This window comes from Mesorhizobium sp. M1B.F.Ca.ET.045.04.1.1 (genome assembly GCF_003952465.1).
Lineage (GTDB): Bacteria > Pseudomonadota > Alphaproteobacteria > Rhizobiales > Rhizobiaceae > Mesorhizobium > Mesorhizobium shonense.
Genome location: NZ_CP034448.1, coordinates 3,697,873 through 3,715,459 on the forward strand (window position 1 = coordinate 3,697,873; position 17,587 = coordinate 3,715,459).

13 protein-coding genes and 1 pseudogene are annotated in these 17,587 nt (G+C 61.7%); 6 read left to right on the forward strand and 8 right to left on the reverse strand.

Translation table 11 applies throughout. The features are described from left to right. The first annotated feature begins 282 nt into the window (after positions 1-282). The 6 genes and pseudogenes from EJ071_RS18065 to EJ071_RS18090 form a co-directional block, all read left to right on the forward strand. Positions 283-1,563: an O-antigen ligase family protein gene (locus EJ071_RS18065; protein WP_126099057.1), complete on the forward strand. Its 1,281-nt coding sequence runs from the start codon at positions 283-285 to the stop codon at positions 1,561-1,563. Positions 1,564-1,629: 66 nt separating this feature from the next. Continuing rightward, positions 1,630-2,463, forward strand: a complete 834-nt coding sequence (locus tag EJ071_RS18070) for an AAA family ATPase (RefSeq protein WP_126099058.1) — start codon at positions 1,630-1,632, stop codon at positions 2,461-2,463. Between the two features lie 8 nt (positions 2,464-2,471). Further along, positions 2,472-3,473, forward strand: coding sequence for a hypothetical protein (locus EJ071_RS18075; protein ID WP_126099059.1), 1,002 nt, complete (start codon positions 2,472-2,474; stop codon positions 3,471-3,473). A gap of 82 nt (positions 3,474-3,555) precedes the next feature. After that, the gene (locus EJ071_RS18080; protein WP_126099060.1) at positions 3,556-4,707 is read left to right on the forward strand and encodes a PqqD family peptide modification chaperone; all 1,152 of its coding nucleotides are present in this window, start codon (positions 3,556-3,558) and stop codon (positions 4,705-4,707) included. Further along, positions 4,704-5,699 (forward strand): nucleotidyltransferase family protein, encoded by a 996-nt coding sequence (locus tag EJ071_RS18085; RefSeq protein ID WP_126099061.1) that lies wholly within the window; start codon positions 4,704-4,706, stop codon positions 5,697-5,699. Before EJ071_RS18080 ends, EJ071_RS18085 begins: the two co-directional genes overlap by 4 nt. An 84-nt stretch (positions 5,700-5,783) precedes the next feature. Further along, positions 5,784-5,987, forward strand: a pseudogene (locus EJ071_RS18090) (hypothetical protein); the annotation flags it as partial. A 345-nt stretch (positions 5,988-6,332) separates the two neighbouring features. On the opposite strand, the gene EJ071_RS18095 reads toward EJ071_RS18090, so the two are convergent. The 8 genes from EJ071_RS18095 to EJ071_RS18125 form a co-directional block, all read right to left on the reverse strand. After that, a complete protein-coding gene (locus EJ071_RS18095) occupies positions 6,333-8,348 on the reverse strand; it encodes an RTX toxin (protein ID WP_245460285.1) in 2,016 nt (671 codons plus the stop codon). A 150-nt stretch (positions 8,349-8,498) separates the two neighbouring features. Then, positions 8,499-8,849, reverse strand: a complete 351-nt coding sequence (locus EJ071_RS39505) for a hypothetical protein (protein ID WP_245460286.1) — start codon at positions 8,847-8,849, stop codon at positions 8,499-8,501. A gap of 23 nt (positions 8,850-8,872) precedes the next feature. Next, on the reverse strand, positions 8,873-10,003 hold the full coding sequence (locus EJ071_RS18100) for an oligosaccharide flippase family protein (protein WP_245460287.1): 1,131 nt from the start codon (positions 10,001-10,003) through the stop codon (positions 8,873-8,875). 71 nt (positions 10,004-10,074) lie between these two features. After that, on the reverse strand, positions 10,075-11,025 hold the full coding sequence (locus EJ071_RS18105) for a sulfotransferase (protein ID WP_126099063.1): 951 nt from the start codon (positions 11,023-11,025) through the stop codon (positions 10,075-10,077). 62 nt (positions 11,026-11,087) lie between these two features. Then, complete coding sequence (locus EJ071_RS18110; protein ID WP_126099064.1) at positions 11,088-12,392, reverse strand: HlyD family type I secretion periplasmic adaptor subunit; 1,305 nt, start codon at positions 12,390-12,392, stop codon at positions 11,088-11,090. A gap of 31 nt (positions 12,393-12,423) precedes the next feature. Next, positions 12,424-14,247 carry a type I secretion system permease/ATPase gene (locus EJ071_RS18115; RefSeq protein ID WP_348628154.1) on the reverse strand — a complete coding sequence of 608 codons (1,824 nt, stop codon included), beginning with the start codon at positions 14,245-14,247 and terminating at the stop codon, positions 12,424-12,426. Between the two features lie 473 nt (positions 14,248-14,720). Next, complete coding sequence (locus tag EJ071_RS18120; RefSeq protein WP_245460288.1) at positions 14,721-15,983, reverse strand: polysaccharide biosynthesis/export family protein; 1,263 nt, start codon at positions 15,981-15,983, stop codon at positions 14,721-14,723. Between the two features lie 236 nt (positions 15,984-16,219). Then, a complete protein-coding gene (locus tag EJ071_RS18125) occupies positions 16,220-17,440 on the reverse strand; it encodes a glycosyltransferase (protein WP_126099066.1) in 1,221 nt (406 codons plus the stop codon). Between the last annotated feature and the right edge of the window lie 147 nt (positions 17,441-17,587).

The following is a 17,587-nucleotide window of genomic DNA, read 5'->3' on the forward strand; positions in this document are numbered from 1 at the left end:
AAATCGCTGCATCTCCGCTGCTTGCACAAAAGGCGTAGGACACCTTCTCCGAATGACGCGTTTTCGCTCATTTCCTTGTCCAGGCGCTCAGCCTACGCTGCTTATGGAATAGTACGCGGAACATTCACCCGCGGTGCGGCAGCATGTCTTGAATGGTGGCACGGAGCCCTGTTCCCGGGCGCAGCCAATCAGGACGAAAAGGCCGCTGGACGTTGCTCAGCGGGGCTGAGCAGTGTCGGCGCACAGTTGCCGCATAGCGCTTTCAGCGTGACGTCTCCATCTATGCTGCAGGCATCCATCCTTTTGCTTATCGTGTCGATATGGTTTCCCGGCGCCACGCGGATCGCCGGGACGGATGGTTCGCTTTCCTTTTTGCTGGCCCTGTTCTGCGCCCTGGTAAGTATCGTTCCCTATGCCGAAGCGACAAAACGCCTTCACCGAACCGAAGCGGGCTTGGCGATTGCCGTGCTGACGATGTCTGCTTTCATCATGGTTCTGTCCCTGCTGTCGGCGCTTCATGCAGACAATCCGATCAGGACCATGCGCGCGGTCTTCGCGCAGGTATTTGGTTTCGCCATTATTCCGACGATTGCGGTGATCGCCGCGAGGCCCAGGGGTTTCGAGGCAATCGACAGGATCGGGATGGCGATGGTCATCATGGTTGCTGCGACATCCTGCCTCGTCGCCATCGGGCTGGGCGATGCTCGGTTCGCCGATCGGGCGGAGGGCTATTTCAAGCACGCAAACCAGCTCGGAATTGCCTTGTCGGCCGGTCTGCCGCTTGTCGCCGCGAAGCTGGTCGCTTCTCGAAGGCACAGGATTCTCCTCTCGGGCTGCCTTCTGGCGGGGCTTTTGGGCTTGGTGAAATCGGGCTCAAAGACAAACTTCGTCCTTGGCGTGGCAGGTCTCGGCACGTTCTTCGGGCTATACAGCGTCTATCTGGTGATAAGGAGGCAGCGCCCAGTAACAGTGATCGCCGGGACCGTTGCGGCTCCGATATTGTTCCAGTTGAGCTTGGCGACATTGCAGTTCCTCAATCCGCGGGCCTACAGGCTGCTGTCACTTCAGCTTTCCGGAGGGGAGGCGCATTCGATCGTGTCGCGGCAGAAACTGTGGTCCATATCGATCGATCTCGGCCTGTCGCATCCGTTCATGGGAGTGGGGGCAGGCCAGTGGGTGGGCGACATCGCTCCGCATAGCCACAACCTGTTCATCGACGCCTTCAGAACGCTGGGAGTGCCCGGCCTGGCGTTGGTATCGGTTATCGTTGTGCTGGTCGTTGCCTATCTGATCAGCTCCGTTCTTCACACATTGGTCGACAGGGGGAAGGGCGAGCAAGCGACCGAAGTGAACGTGATGGTGCTCGGAACGTCGGTCGCCGTGTGGAATTACCTCGTCGCAAACCAGATGAGCGATTCCTTCGGTCCATCAACCTCGGCCTTCTTCTGGTTGCCGCTGGCGTTGCTCATGGTCTACCGCGGCATGCAGCGATCACTGCAGACCGGGCTCGACCAGAAGCCAGAGCTGCATGCCGGGACCGGACCTCAACTATTCCAGCAATGAAGAAAAGAGGAAGAGCCTCTTCCTGGTTCTTTGATCTTCAAGAGTCAACCTTAGCGCTTTAATCCGATGACCTCGCACGCGGTTCGCGACCTGGCGGCAAGACTTCCGCCAAGCGTCGGAACGCGCGCGCTTCAAACAGACATCCGATTTGTGGAATTCTTTGGTCTGCCCGGGGTCGGAAAGACAACCGCCTCCAGTCTGTTGGCGAACGGTTTGCGACGTTGCGGCCCGCTGGTCGGCGACGTGCGAATGGCGTGGGGGACAAGAACTTTCATCAGCCGGCAGATCTACAGGGTCGGCATTGTCGCCCCAAGAATCAAGGATCGTGAGTTTCGCTCGCTGCTGATGCGAATAGCCCGCTTCGTCCTCGAAAGCGGACAGTCATCGATTGCCGACGCAGTCAGGGTGACCTGGAACATGTGGGTTCTGGTTGCCTTCGTTCAGAGCGAGAGGCCAAGACAAAACGCCATCGTCATTATGGATCAGGGATTGCTGCAGGGCTTCTGGTCTATATTTTTGAAGAGCAAGCGCCGGGCAACTTCCGAGAGGTGGGTTGATATCCTGTCTGACATTGGCGTCGATGACATGCTTTTCGTCCATCTTCGCGCCGAGACCGGCGTGGCGCGGGATCGACTTCTGAAGAGGGGCGATCAATCCTCGCGAATGCAAAGGGCGTCTCCTGGCCGCGACCTCGATCTCTGGTCGGCGGCGGATCGAACTTGCCGTGAGCTGACGGCCGATCTTGAGAAGGAAATGGGAACGGAAGATCACGTCGGCGTATTGGCGTCAGTCGACGTGGAAAGACTGGCGTCGCCCGAAGACGTGGCTGAAAGAGCGCTGGAGACGGTGCTTTTGGCCTGTCTGGAACGACATCGGCCATGTGATTCGGCTGATCGATGAGCATGGGGATGGATCGCCGCTCGTTCATAGGCCTTGCCGGTTTGTATCCCGTGTGCGCTCTGCTGCCGGGCTCGTGCCAAGCGGAAGGACAGACGCCGAGGGGCAAGCAACTCGTCCTGACGGGTGACTACGGCTACGAGCAACAATCGATTCGGAATCTCGAAGCCGGAACGACGGTCGACGCCCGCAACGCTTCCTTCACAGTCGCCAACAGCAGGAACAGCGATCCCAGCGCGATGATGGGCTGCGACGAGGGGACGTTGCCGGTCAATCGCTATCCGGTCGTCATCCGCAACTGCCCCGGCGTCCACTTCCTCGGAGGGCGCTTCGACGGTCAGGTGCCGCTGACCTCCGACTGGCGGGATACTTACTGCAACAGCGCGGCCCTGCTTGTCAGGGACGGAACCGCCAATGCGACAATAGAAGGCGTCCGTGTGCGCCGCTGCTGGGACGGCATCCGCCTGGCCGAGCGGGCCGACGGCTTTCACCTCAAAGGGTGCTGGCTCAGCGAGGTCAGGGATGATGCGGTGGAGAACGATTATCTCCTCAGCGGCACGGTCGAAGATTGCCTGTTCGACGGGTGCTTCTCGGGGATCAGTGTGGATCCTGCGTCGAACGAACGGGACGGGACAGGGGAGACCGTGCGGATCGACCGAACCCTCATTCGCATGCACGCCTTTCTCTCCAAAGGCGAGATCACACATCAAGCGCCGATCAAGGCTGTCGATCAGTCACCCAGGTTGAGGATCACGGGATCGGTTTTCGCGCTGACTTCGGCAAACATGCGTGGATTGCGTCGTCTCGAAAGAACGTGGGGGCTGACGGTTGAAAGTCGCGACAACGCTTTGTTGTGGCTGCCCGACGAACCAATTCCGTTCAAATTTCCGCTGCCGCCGTCCGGGTTCAAGGTGCTGACGGGCGCCGATGCCCGCGGATATTGGAACAAGGCGTATCGCCAGTGGGTCGCAGCGCATCGGGACGTGGCCCGGTTCACCGACGAAGCGCTGTGAGAAGTCGCGCCGGCAGCAAGCTGCCGCCAGCTTTGCAAACGACAGTTTAGACCGTCACCGCATGGTAGACGAGAGGAAGGCGATGAAACAGGACAAGGCGGTCGATGAAACCATGTCGCCAGCTTCTGCCGATCACGCTGCGAGGTTTGTCACCCAAGGGCGATTGGCCCGCGTCAGGGGGCAAAACATCTTGTTCAGCCCATCCCAGCGGGCAATTTTCGCCGTCAACGATACTGCTGCCGACATCTGGCGCTTTCTGGAGGAAGGCACATCGCCGCAGGCCATCTCGGTCGAGATGGCCCGCAGCGGCGTCGATAGGCTTGAGGCAAACAGGCATGTCGAGGCAGCGCTTGGGGATTGGCAGCGACTGAGCCTGATACGGCCGTGCGCGCCGTTCTCTCCATCATCGGCTCAGGAGCTCGTGAGTCAGGTGGTCGCCGTTGCGGGCCTTACCATACGCATCGTGTATCCGGCCGCCTGCGCCTTTCCCGCCGTCTCCGTATTTCGCCATCTCGAGGTCCGAAGAGAGGCTGCCGACATTCTGCTCCAGGTGGTTGAACACGACCGACGGGTCCACCTGTTTCGGGACGACGGATGGGTCCTGTCTTGTTCGCGCGATGAATTGCCCGTCATGCTGAAAGGGCAATTGCTGACCGAGGTCCTCGATCACGGCGCCTACGAACTTGCCCTGCACGCGGCTGCGCTGGTCGGCAATGAACGCCTCGTGCTTCTTTGCGGCAATCCGGGCGCGGGCAAGACAACGCTGACCTTGGCGCTGGTTCATGCAGGGTTCCGTTTCGCATCCGATGATGTGACGCTGCTGGACGCCAAGGGGCATGGCGTGGGGCTTCCGTTTGCCCCCGCGGTCAAGGCGGGAGCATGGCCGCTTGTGGCCGAATATTACCCCGATATCGACGCTGTCCCAATCTGTCGCCGCCCGGACCGCAGGCGCGTTCGGTTTGCCGTGCCGGGGCAGTTCGTGCCGCCTTCTCCTGCGCCCATCGGCAGTGTGATCCAGCTTCGTCGAGGTCGCGACGCGAAAGCGTGCCTGGAACCGGTCGATCCGGCCAGCGCATTGCGCGTCCTGCTCAACGGCGCGTCTGCACCCGGCCCAGAACTGAGTGGCGCCGCGTTCGACGTGCTGACCCAACTCATCGGATCGGCGCAGACCTACCGCCTGACCTATTCAAAGCTCGATGATGCAATAGAGCTGATCGCGAAAGCTTGCCGATGAAGCATCGAGGCAACGCGCTTGAGGCACTGGTCGCGGGGCTTCGCGGCTGTCCGGCCGACGCGGCCGACTGGCGTGCGGTGATTGCTCTGGCCAATCGCACGTTGCTCACGCCGGACTTGTTCTCGTCGCTGTTGCGGGCCGGCCAGATCAGTCGGCTCCCGCGGGACGTACGCAAGTATCTTCGGTTCGTTCACGGCTGCAATCGGGAACGAAATCTGCGCTTGCGAGCCCAACTGCGTGAAGCCGTGGCGGCCCTCAACCGCCGCGGCATCGTTCCGCTCCTGCTCAAGGGGGCCGTTCCCCTATTCCTTTCCCCGATCGATCGGGTCCCCAGCAGGATGACCAGCGACCTCGATCTGGCCGTGGAACCGGCCGATGAAGCGGTCGCGCGAAGCTGCCTCGAGGAGCTTGGCTACGTCGAGATGGGGGGCGCCCGAGGCATGGTCCGGCAGCAGGACGCCGGAATGCTGGAGCTCCGGCCGAGCAGGGGCAACGGCTTTGAGCTGCCCAAGCTCGTCCGGCGAAACGGGCTGCGGGTGAATATTCCGTCTGTCCGGTCCCGCGCCCTGCACTGGATCGTGCACGACCTGCTTAAGGAGGGGGACTACTGGCGCGGAAGGATTGATCTGCGGCACCTTCATGATCTGGCGCGACTGGCGGAAAGGGAGGACGTGGACTGGACGGCGCTGCGGGCATCCATGGCGGATCGGCGCGCCCGCAATGCGCTCGACACCCAGCTCCTCGCCCTGCAGCATTTCTTCGGAACCAACATTCCGGCAAAATGCGCACAGCGGCCGATGATCCGTTTCCAGCACTGGAGGCGCGTGTTCACGGCGACCCATCCGATCATCGGCGCTCCGTTGCGCCTGGCCGGCAATTTGATGTGGGGCGCACGCCGGTTTTCACAGGCCGATGATTTGGCACGGCGTGGCTCGACCGATCTTGCGCGGCGCATCGCTCGCACGCTCTTGAACCCCAGGGCGAAAATCTAAGCCTTTTGGTGAACTAGTACCTCCGTCCCGGGAAGCATAGAGTAAAGTCCGTGAAATCTTGAAACGCGTGTGGGGAGATTTGACATGCCAACCGAAAGCACAAAACGCCCGGAACGGAAGCCGGAAACGCTGGTTTCAGAGTCTCAGGCGCGCCGGGACTTTCTCAAGAAGGCGGGGCGTTTTGCGGCGGTGACCCCGCCGGCGATAACGCTTCTGCTCGGCACGAGCCTGAACTCGAAGGCGATTGCCCAGTCGGGAGGATCACGCCCGGGCAATGGCTGGGGAGACACGAACCATATTCACCTTGGCCCTCCCGGCCAATCGTAAGCCTCTTCGACCGGCATGATCGCTGAAAACAGCGTTTTGAGGCCATAGGGCTTAGAGCAGAGCAGTTCACCGTTTCATGGAAACGGCGAACTGCTCTAATTATTTATTTGGTTCTACGTTGAAAGCCCGGATCGCTTGCGGCACGCCAGGGTGCCGCAAGCGATCCGGGCTTTTCTTTTGCCGGCGGCGGTCAGTCTCGCTCGCGCTTGCAACGCGCCGCGCTCGCGCGTCCGGGGCGCATTGGCCCGGCACCATTCGAGCCGGGCATGACGCGCTCCGGGGGCCTGAAAGATCGCACCTGACGGGTCAGGCGAGCAGCCAGTCATTCAAATGGAATTCATAGATCTTGCCGTCGTTCTCGGTCGGGTTCGAGTCGTTGTCCACGCCCCGATCGACGATGTAGAGGCTCATGTGATGACTCGGATCGTCGCTGCTCGGCGCCAGCGCCAATCCCGCCGGTTTCTTCGCGTGAGCGGCGGAGATATCGAGCGTGCCCAGCAGATCCCCGGTTGGCGTCACCATCGCGACCGAGTTGCGTGACGTGATGACATAAAGCAGGTCGTGGACCGGATCATACGCGAGCCCGCCGTCAGAAGGGGTTCCGAGCGATTGTACGGAAAAACTCGTCACGACATCGTCGCCACCCGTGCTTGGGACGCCGTCGAATTTGCCGTTCTGGCCCGGAGCGATGGTGTAAATCCTATGGGTCGAGCCATCCTCGAGATAGAGCACTCCGCGGTTTGTGTCGTAGGCAAGACTCTCCGAATCCGAACTGCCGAACGCGGACGTCTTGAATGAGGTCACGATATCGTCGGACGTGTTGTAAAGCCCATCCTTGCCTGGGTTCAACTCGTAGACGCTCTTCGTGCCGGTATCGTCCGAGAAGAAGAGATGGTGGTTCGTCGGATTGTATGTGACCCCGGCCGGCTCATCGGAGAAATTGATGGTCGTGAGCGTACCCGCCAGGGTGCCGTTCAGATTCATCTGGTAGAGATTCTTGCCGGTGAAAATGGACATTTCATCGACTTCGCTGTCGGCAACCAGCAGCGTGCCGAGATGAGAAATATAGACGATATCCGTTGGATCGGGACTTGGCGGCGACCACTGCGAAGTCAGAATGGTATGCGCCAAGGTCACCGATGTCGGCAACTGGCCGCTGCCGCCGGTGACGTCAACGGTGAAGGTGTGGATGTCGGTGCTGCCGTCGGACGAGGTCGCTGTCACGTGCAGATTGATTGACGGTTCCGATTGGGCATCGAGCGTGCCGCTGCTCGATCGCGTGATGACGCCGGTGCTGGAATTGATGTCAAAGCGCGAGCTGTCGATCGTGTAGGTGACCGTCGATCCGGCATCGGGATCCTTGGCCGAGGCGGTTATGCCGACGGCAGTGCCGGCGGCGGCGTTCTGGGAGATTTGGTTGGCCGCGGTGTTGGCATCCGGCGGCGTGTTGAACGCGACCGGCTCCGGGCTGTCGAGGACAGCGAGAGTGAAAATCTTGGTGGCGCTGCCGCCGTCCGACGAGGTTGCCGTCACCGTCAAGTTGATCGACGGCTGGGTCTCGAAGTCCAGGGTGCCGACAGACGAGCGCGTGATGACACCGGTGCTGGAATTAATGGCAAAGCGCGCATCGTTGATGCTGTAGGTGACGGTCGTGTTGGCGTCGGGGTCCGTCGCTGAAGCGGTGATCCCGGTAGAAGCACCAGTCGCGGCGAGCTCGGCGATCTGATTGGTGGCGGAATTGGCATCGGCGTTTGTGTTAAAGGCCACCGGACTTCCGGATCCCGGCAAGGTATATTCGATGTGCAGCAGCGGCGCGCCGGCGGGATTGTATTCATATGAATCGGCCGTGCGTGTGCCGGTGCCGGTGATCAAGAAGGCCATGTCGTTGAGCGCCGCCCAGCCCGATCGGTTGACGATCTCCTGGACGATCGTAGAGAGGTCGGGTGTACGCTCGGCCAGGCCCTGTTCGCCTATCGTGGTCCACGGGTCCGGCGTCCAGGCGGTGGACGCCGTCGTCCGGGGAAGCGACGAGACGTTGAACGCGGTGCTGGTGAAGGGACTGGCGTCGTCGGTGTCGTCGCCCTGGATCAGCAGTGAGGCCGCGCCGGTCTTCACCTCATTGGCCTGGAACTGGATGTAGGCGCTGGTGATGATCGCGCCTTGCGGGATGTCGATGCCGGTGAATCGGATGCCGACCGTCTGGCGGGTGCTGCTGTCATAACCCAGCTCCAGGTCGCCGGTGTTGGTTCCGATCGTACCGGAACCTTTCTCCTCGACATCGTCGCCTGCTGTCGCCACCCGCGTTTCGAATAGTTCAGCCATGATACATCTCCTTTCCGCATTTCCCCTCGATTAACAACGAAACCTCCAGGTGCCCGACCCGGGTCAGGCCGACCCATGATCGAGCAAGGCGATGATTTCGTTGCGCGTGAAGAATGTGATCCTCGGACCTATCTCGAGTTCCGCCGATGATCAGTCTGTTGCCTGCTTCATCCTAGGCCACGCGGGCACCACTGCAGCGAGCAAGCGCAGCAGCGACAGGCCTTCCCGCCCAAGGAACAGCGACGGCAGCAGCCAGCACAACAGCAGGCCCCCCGCAGACGCCAGCAATGCCGTATCGATGAGCAGCGGAAGAGGAGACAGCTGGAAGGCGCGAAGCCATTCCACGAACGCCCAGACGCCGGTTCCGACGACGCCCGCTAGCGCGAGGCCAGGCAAGTGCGCCAGGAAGAAATCCGCCCATGTCATCCCGGTCACGCGCAGGCTCAACTGCCCCATGAGGAAGAAGTTGGCCCCGAATGCCAGGCCGACACCGAACGCCACACCTTCCACCCCCCAAAATTGCCCTATGAAGGCTCCGACGAAGACACCGACGGTGAAAACAGCCTGGCGCCAGGCTCGTGCGTAAACCGTTCCGGTTGCCCGCGAGACGGAGTCGCTAAGCTTGTAGCTCGTGCGGAACAGCATGCTGAACGCCAGGATCTGGAGGGGGCTACTACACCCTCCCAGCCTCGTCCGAGAATGACCCGAACCAATTCGGGCGCGACGATCGCCACAACCACGCTGGCCGGCAGGACAAGCAGGCCACAACCGGCTACCGCGCTGCGATAGGCACGCGCAAGCCTGACGGGCTCTTCCTGGACCAGTGCCATGGTGGGGAACAGCACGCGATCGAGAACCTGGCCGACGATGACCGCCGGAGTGGTCATGAACTGGGACGACAAGCCGTAAACGCCGAGCGCATCGGCGCCGAGGTAGCGGCCCACGACGAGCCTGTCCACCTGAGTGGCGAGGTAGTTGCAGACCCGCGCAATGGTGAAGCCGCCTCCAAAATAGAGCAGTTCGAAAATCGCGCTTCGCTCGAGCAACGGCCGCATCGGGTGCCGCTGGCCGGCGAGCAGCACGATCGTGCGGAACAACTGCTGGACCAGGAGCGCTGCGACAAGCGCCCAAATGCCGAAGCCGAGCCAGGCCAGCACCGGACCAACAACCACATAGCCGACCGCGAAAGCGACCGCGTCGACGAGCGCGAGCCAACGGAACCGCAACGCGCGCTGGGCCGAGGCCAACGCCACCATGGAAGCTCCCTGGAAAAGAAAGATGAAGCAGACCGCGCGCACGATTGGAATGAGATCGGGGAGGCGAAGAAGGCTGGCAATTGCGGGTGCCATCAGCCAAACCAGCGCGGCCACGGCAAGTCCGAGCAGGCACGACAAGGTGAACCCCACCCGAAGATGCCGCTCCTCCAGTACAGGCCGCTGCACGATCGCAGGCGTAATGCCAAGGCCCTGGAAGATGGCCGAAAACTTGATGACGATCAGTGCCGCGGAGTAAAGGCCGAACTCGTTGGGCGAGAGCAGCCGGGCCAGGAGGAGAAGGGCGACAAGCTCCGCAACCGCCAGGGCGCCCATGGACAGGCCCGTCCAGAACATGCCCACGACACTGCGTTTTGCCAGCCCGCGCCGAATGTCGCTCACGCCAATCTCCACGTGCAGGTTACTTACTCGACCGACCCAGGCGGGCGGCCATGCATCTTTCCCGGAACCGCTCAGCGGGGAGACGGAATATCCGGACGGCCTTGCTGAAACGCCAACGGAGCCCGCGTTGGCCGCGAGCCATGTTCAACGAGAAGGGACGGGATCTCGTAGCGGTAGAAATCCATCTCATCCTGGACCTCGGGAATGATCGCCGCCAGTTCGTTCGGATCCAGGCGCAGCCATTTCTGCTGGCGGCCGGGATCGATCATCTCCTTGGCCGTGCGAACGATGTCTTCGGTGCAGTTCAGCCCGCAATGGTCAAAGATGCGCCGCAAGACCAGCTCGGGATCCTGGATCAGGTCCTCATAGCGAAACGACAGCACGCGGCTGTTGCCCAGCCTGGCGAGATCTTCTCGAGCCTTCCGATTGCCGCGCGCCCATTGGCGCGCGATCACCGTCAGTTTTTCTTGCTCCTTCAAGTCCCGATCTATCCCGTTGTAGCGAGGGCCATAGATGGATGTGTATTTTCTTCGTAATATTCTTTTGGCAATGATCTGTTTAGCAATATCTGTGGCATAGTAATGAATCTGAGTGACAGGGGTCATTTTCAGGAGACGCAGAAGCCCCTTGAATGACTTGGCTCGCTGCCACTTGAGCTCCATCGAACTTATGTAGGAGAATGGATTCCTCGTAATATACAGAAATGTGGCTTCAGGAAATATTTCGTGGACAAACGGCACGCGCAAGACGTTGGCGGGCGTGTTTTCCATGATCTGCCGATTGCCATTTCGTAACTGGTATTCGAGGAACCGGCCCCGAATGTAACGAGCGACCTTTTTCGTGGCATCGATTTCGCCAAATTCGTCATGACGCCGCGCCGGGTCGGCATAAAGCCACACCGTTTTTGGCTCGTACCAGGTAACGATGTCGGGGTGCAGCCCGATCAATTTCTGCGCAATCGTGGTGCCGGACCGATAATTGCCAATCAGAAAAATCGGAGGTTTCAGCTCGGTTGTCATCATGACAAGTCTCCGTCGCTAAAGATGAACTAGGATTTGCGCGATCCGCACGGCAAGCCGCGCCGCTACTGGTCCCTGAAGGCGCGCATCATCTGGTCCGTCAAAGGCTTCATCAGGTAGGAGAACACCTTGCGGTCACCGGTCCGGATGAACGCTTCCACCGGCATGCCGGGAATGAGCGAGACAGGACCGAGTTTCTTCAGGTCCTTCGGGCCGGGCGTGATGCGCACCACGTAGTAGACTTCATTGGTGTGCTGATCGCGCGTCACATCGGCCGAGATCATGGAGACCACACCTTCGGTTTCGGGCGTGGTGCGGACGTTGAAGGCGGTGAAGCGAAGAAGCGCGCGTTGGCCGATCGAGAGCTGGTCGATGTCCTGCGGAGCGGCCTTCACCTCGACCGTGAGCGTGTCGGTGTCGGGTACGATCAGCATGATCGGCTCCCCTGCGCCGATCACGCCGCCCACGGTATGGATCGAAGATTGATGAACCGTGCCGCTGGAAGGGGCGCGAATGTCGATGCGCGACAGCTGGTCCTCGGCGGCGACTTTTTTCTCCTCGAACTCGGCGATCTTGGCTTCGACATCGCGCAGTTCGCTCCCGGTCTGGCTGGAAAATTCCTTGTCCAGCTGCAGGACCTGCAGCTCGACCTCGGCGATGGCCCCTTTCGCCTGCGCCATGCTCGATGCAAGTTGCGCCCGTTCACCCTCGATGCGTGTCGCCTCGCGTTCATATTCGGTCAGCTTCGACTTGAGGGTGAGTTTCATTTCGACGAGGCTGCGGATGTCGACGAGCTCGTCGTTGATCAGCTTGATCTCCTTGGCCTTTGCCGATTCCTGGGCCGAGTAGCCTTCGATCTGCTTGCCGAGTTGCTCGATGCGTTCGCGCAAGCGTGCCTTGTTGCCGGACACCTCGACCCGGCGAAGATCGAATAGACGTTGCTCGCTGGCCACCGTGGCTGCAATCTCGGGGTCGTTCACTCGCGCGGCAAGCTCGGGAGCAAGCACAATCCGCTCACTGCCGTCACGCTCGGCCTCAAGCCGCGATTTTCGCGCATAAAGCTCGTCCAGGTTCTTCGTCACATAGGCCAGGCTGGCGCGCGGAATGGTGTCGCTGAGCTGGACCAGAACGTCTCCGGCTCGGACACGGTCGCCGTCGTGCGCAAAGATCTTGCCGACAACGCCGCCGGTCGGATGCTGCACCTTCTTCTCGCTGGTCTCGACAACTACCGCGCCACGCGAAATGATGGCTCCGGAAATGTCCGCGGTTCCGGCCCAGACTCCGACCCCGCCGACGAGCAGCGCGACGACGGTTGTCCCGCCCAGCAGGTTGCGGCGAATGGAACGCCGGTTGGAGGAAGGCCGCTTCAAGTCCGTCGCCTTGCTTGCCCGAGTCCTGTGTTCAGTTCCGCAATTGTGGCGCGCTTGCTACCGGCTGCAGGCCCTCGGCACTGACTTGCGGCATCGGCAGGAGCTTCGTCAGGACGCACTCCCTGGTGCCGAAGATCTGCATCTGCCCCTCTTTCATCAGCAGCAGGAAATCCACGGTGCTGAGGATGTTCGGCCGATGCGCCACGATCGCCACGATGCCGCCGCGGGCCTTGATTCCTAGGATGGCTGCGGCAAGCGCCATTTCGCCTTCGCTGTCGAGATTGGAGTTGGGCTCGTCGAGGACGACCAGGAACGGATCGCGATAGAGCGCGCGTGCCAGGGCAACGCGCTGGCGCTGCCCTGCCGAAAGCGCGGTTCCGCCCTCTCCGATCTGCGTCTCGTAGCCGTTGGGAAGACCGATGATCAGCTGGTGGACACCCGCCGCGCGGGCGGCGGCAACAATAGCCTCCGGATCCGGTCCGGGATCGAAGCGGGCGATATTGGCGGCAACGGTTCCGGCGAAGAGTTCGACGTCTTGGGGCAGGTAGCCTATGTAGCGGCCAAGGCGTTCCGACGACCACTGATCGAGTGCGGCGCCGTCCAGCTTGATGCGGCCTGCCAGCGGTCGCCACGCGCCGACCAGCCCACGAACGAGGCTCGATTTGCCGGAGCCGCTTGGTCCGATGATGCCGAGCACCGAGCCGGCGTCCAGGCTGAACTCCACACCTTGCACGATGATCCGCTGCGCGCCCGGCGCGCCGATCGCGATGCGCTCCACCGTCAAATTCGCACCGGGAACCGGAAGTGCCATCGGCTGCGCGTCCGGCGGCAATCGGGCGAGCAACTTGCTCAGCCTGCTCCAGCTCTGACGCGCGGCCACGAAGTTGCGCCAATGGGCGATGGCGAGATCGACAGGCGCCAGCGCGCGGCCGGCAAGGATTGAGCCGGCGATGATGATCCCGGACGTCGCCTCGCCCTGGATCACCAGCCAGGCGCCCACACCCAGCATTGCCGACTGGAGCATCAGCCGCAAGGCGCGGGCGAAGCTGCCAAAGCCGCCCACGATATCGCTGACGCGCTGCTGTTGCGCCAGATATTCACGGCTCGCCTCCCGCCAGTGGTCGTGCAGGCGGTTGCCCATGCCCATCGCCGCAAGCACCTCCGCGTTGCGGCGGCTGGCCTCGGCGAGGCTGTTGCGCCGCACGCCAGTCACAGCCGCGGCGCCAATCGGTTTGCGCGTAAAGACCTCGGTCGCGGCCGTCAGCGTCACCAACAGGATCGCGCCACAGGTGGCGGTGATCCCGAGGGTCGGATGAAGGCTCCAGATGATCGCCAGATAAAAAGGAAGCCACGGGAGGTCGAAAAGCGTGCCAGGCCCGGCGCTCGACAGAAATGTGCGGATGCCGTCGAGATCGCGCTGCGGCTGCAATCCATCGCCCTGCTGGCCGATATACAGAGGCAGCCTCGAAACAGCCGTGAAGACGCGTCCCCCTACCGCGTCGTCCAGCTCGGCGCCGATCCGGGTCATGATGCGGCCGCGCGCAAGGTCGATGAGCGCCTGTCCGACAAACAGAATGCCGGCCAATATCGCCATGGCTATCAGGGTCGGGACGCTGCGGCTCGGCAGCACGCGGTCGTAGACCTGCAACATGAACATCGCGCCGGTCAGCATGAGGATGTTGCTCACGCCGCTGAAGAGCGCGACGCCGGCGAACGCTGCCTTGCAGGAGCGCAATGCGTCGGCGAGTTCCGAACCGGGCGCCGGCTCCGTGACCGAGGCGCCGGCGTTCGCGAACGCGCCTGGCAAGTTGCCCCTCCGTTTCCGCCTTGCGTAGCGCGCGACCACCGCGAGCAAGGCCAGGATTGCGATAGCCAGCCATACCGGCAGAGCGCCCGGACCGGCCAGCCAGCCGGCCGAGAGATCGGTCCACGGCCGCGCCTGCGAGACTCTGCCGAAATCGACGAAGCGCGGTAAAAGATCGGCTCCAACCAACGCAAGGGCGAGGACGAGCAGGATTGCTCCGGGGATGTGCGGCCGGACGACGGGCCGGCGGCGCAGGGCGCGACGAGACGTTTTGCGGCGCACCGTTGCACGGAGGAGGCTGAGCGGCCTCAGTTCCGTCGCGGCATCAGAATTCGCCTTGTGGAGTCGGCTCCCCAAAGCGGTCAGTGCTGCCCCCAGGATCATTGTCAAAGTTCCGAAGATGAGATCTTAACCCCTAAGTGCAGACGGCCGGAGACCAATCAAATGCACAGCTCATCCAGAGCATTGCGGAGCGGCGACAGCAGGCTCGAAGCCTAGCGCTGCTTGAGAAAGCGAGGCTCGTCTTATTGGCCGATGATGCCGGGCTGGTTGGCCGCACCTTCCGTATTCGGAGGCGCCATTGTTCCGGAGTCCGGAGCGTAAAACCCCTTGTTGGCCACAAGCGAGACCTCGATGACGTCGCCGGCTTTCACCTCCGTATTTTCGTCGGCGACGAGGTCGTGAGCGATCTTCTGGTCGCGCCTGAAAATCGAAATCTTCACCGAACCTTGCAAGTCGTCAAAGGTCCTCTGTTCGCCGTAAGTAAAGATAAACAGAAGTTTGTCGGCGACATACCTGATTTGACTTTGGACTTTTCCAAGCTCGACCTGCGTGTCCTGGGTCTGCCCGATCAACTCCACTTCGTGGCTTTGACGCTTTTTTCGCAGTTCGCTCTGCGCGTTCAGCATCTCCTGCTGGACCTGCTCCTGCTGCAGCTCGGTCTGCGCCAGTTCGGCCCGATAGCTCGTATGCGCTCTTTCCGCCGAATTGACATTCGAGTTCGTTATCAGCCCCTTTTCCCGCAGCGAGCGGGCAGACTGTAATTCCTCAAGCTGAAGGTTTGCGGTCTTTTCCCGTTCCTTTCTGGTGGCGGCGACCATATCAGCTTCCTTCTTCGACCGATCCAGCGAGGCCTGGAGATAGGAGACGTCGTCCTGATACGCGGCAAGCCGCGCGTTCAGCTGGGCTTGTTCGGACGCGATGATGTCGGCAATCAGGTGTCCGCCGAACTCGATCGGCGGATCCGCCGGAGCAACGAAGGTTTTGTCTTCGCGGCTTTCCGCCAGGAGCCGGGCGAGCCGAACCTTCAGGCGATATTCTTCGATCGCCAGATTTGCGCGAGTGCTGCGCAGGTCGGCTATTTGCAGGGCCGGCTCCGTGTTTCCCACCGCGCTAGCCCGAAAGCCGCCCGCAATGGCGAGCGCATGGCGAACCGTTATTCCCGGTTGAAACGGGTAGGATCCGGGGTGAGCCACGGTTCCGGAAATGAAGAATGGCCGGTACTGACCGATCTCCACCTTCACGAACGGCTCGAGGATGAGCTTCTGCTGCCGAAATGCATGCTCAATGGCCTCTGAAAGGGCGACGGTGGTGAGGCCTCGCGCTTGGATATCGCCCAACATGGGCAGCGATATCGAGCCCCGATCATCGACCACCACATCCAGCGGATAGGACGCCTCGCCGATCACGGATATCCGCAAGACGTCGCCGGTGTCGAAGGCATAGCCGTCGGCGCGGGACGCATGCGCCGTGAGCAGGACAAAAGCAATTGCGAGACCGGCGATCATTGCGAACACGCCGGCCGCCGGTTCGAATCCGGTAAGGAGCCATCGGCTCCAGCTTCGCAAAGGCTGGGATGGAAATTGCTGGTCAGCACGCAAACACATCGTCTGTACTCCGCTTGCCTTGACAACTGCCTTCACGGCCAGTCGACACGCGTCGACCAGGGCGTGACAGCGGGGATCCGTTCGGTTGGAGAAATGGCCTTGCAACTCCCTGCTCGTTCGAAGGAGCGAAAGGGCGATCAAAATCCGGGCAGCCCCATGGTTTGCTTGGCCAGGCGGTCGCGAATTCGCGCCTCGGTTGGCCTTGCGGCTGCAGGGGCTGACTCCAGGACGGATTGATAAATCAGCTCGACCCTTTCGCACATGGAATCCAGTCCCCAGGACGAAAGATCGGTGAGTTTCGCGCCGTCAGCCAGTCGAGCGCGATGATGCTGGTTCTCGAGAAGATCGGCGACCGCCGCGGCGGCGGCGCCTACGTCTTCCGACGGCGTCACAATTCCATTCACGCCATGCTTCACAACCTCTTCCACGCCGGGCAGGTGCGAGATCACACTGGCTCGACCGCCCGCCAGATATTGCATCATGACGCGGGGCAACCCTTCTCGCATGGATGTCAGCACGCACACGTCCGCCAGGCTGATCAGCCGTTCCGGCTCGCGGTGATGGCCGATCATGCGAACGTTGTTCGCGAACGGGGATCGTTCGATCGCCGATTCAACCGCGGCTCGCGCCGACCCTTCACCGGCCACGAGCAGTCGCACGTTCGGAATTCGATCGACGACCTGCCCGAATGCTTCAATGAACTCGACGTGGCGTTTTCTCGGTTCCAGCGCGGCCAGCATCAGGACCACCGGTGGCTTTGGCTCGCCGGCGCCCGTCCCCAGCAGCAGATGCGGTTCTTGCGGCCATTTCGCGTTCGCGAAACGTGCCAGATCGAAGCCGGAGTGGACGACGTGATGCTGATCGGGGCGGCCCAAATGATTGGAGATGCAAATGTCGCGCATGGCCTGGCTGACATCGATGTAAGCGCGCGTGAACCTCGCGGCCAGGCGTTCGGCAGCCAGGAATATCAGCCTCTGCGCAGTGCCCACATGCACGAACGGCAAAATGTGCACGCCATGCACGATGCCGGGGATATGGGCTTCCCTTGCGGCGAGACGGCCGACGATGCCGGCCTTGCTTTGATGTGTGTGCACGATGTCGGGCTGCCAATCGCGCATAAGGCGCGTGAGCTGCCCGAATGCAGAAATGTCGCGCGAGGGCGAAATCGAGTTGATGAGTTTTCCGAGCGTCACCACTCGAAGGGCGCCGGCGACGGACAACCGTAGACTCGGGTCGTATTCCTCGCCGTGAACCAGCAGCACTTCGTGGCCGTGCCGCGCCTGAGCGAGACAACAAGCCAATGTGTTCTCTTCGGAGCCGGCCCGAAGCAGTCGGGTGAGCACATGAACGATCTTCATTGCCTATACCTCAGGGGACGTGAAATCCGGGCTCGGGTAGAGGATCGAATGCGTCGAGCGAGATGCCTGGCGGCTCCCGCCTTTCGCGCGCATGGCCGGGATCGCTTGTCGCCTGGCGCGATCGCGGGGGAGGTTGCGTCTATTGTG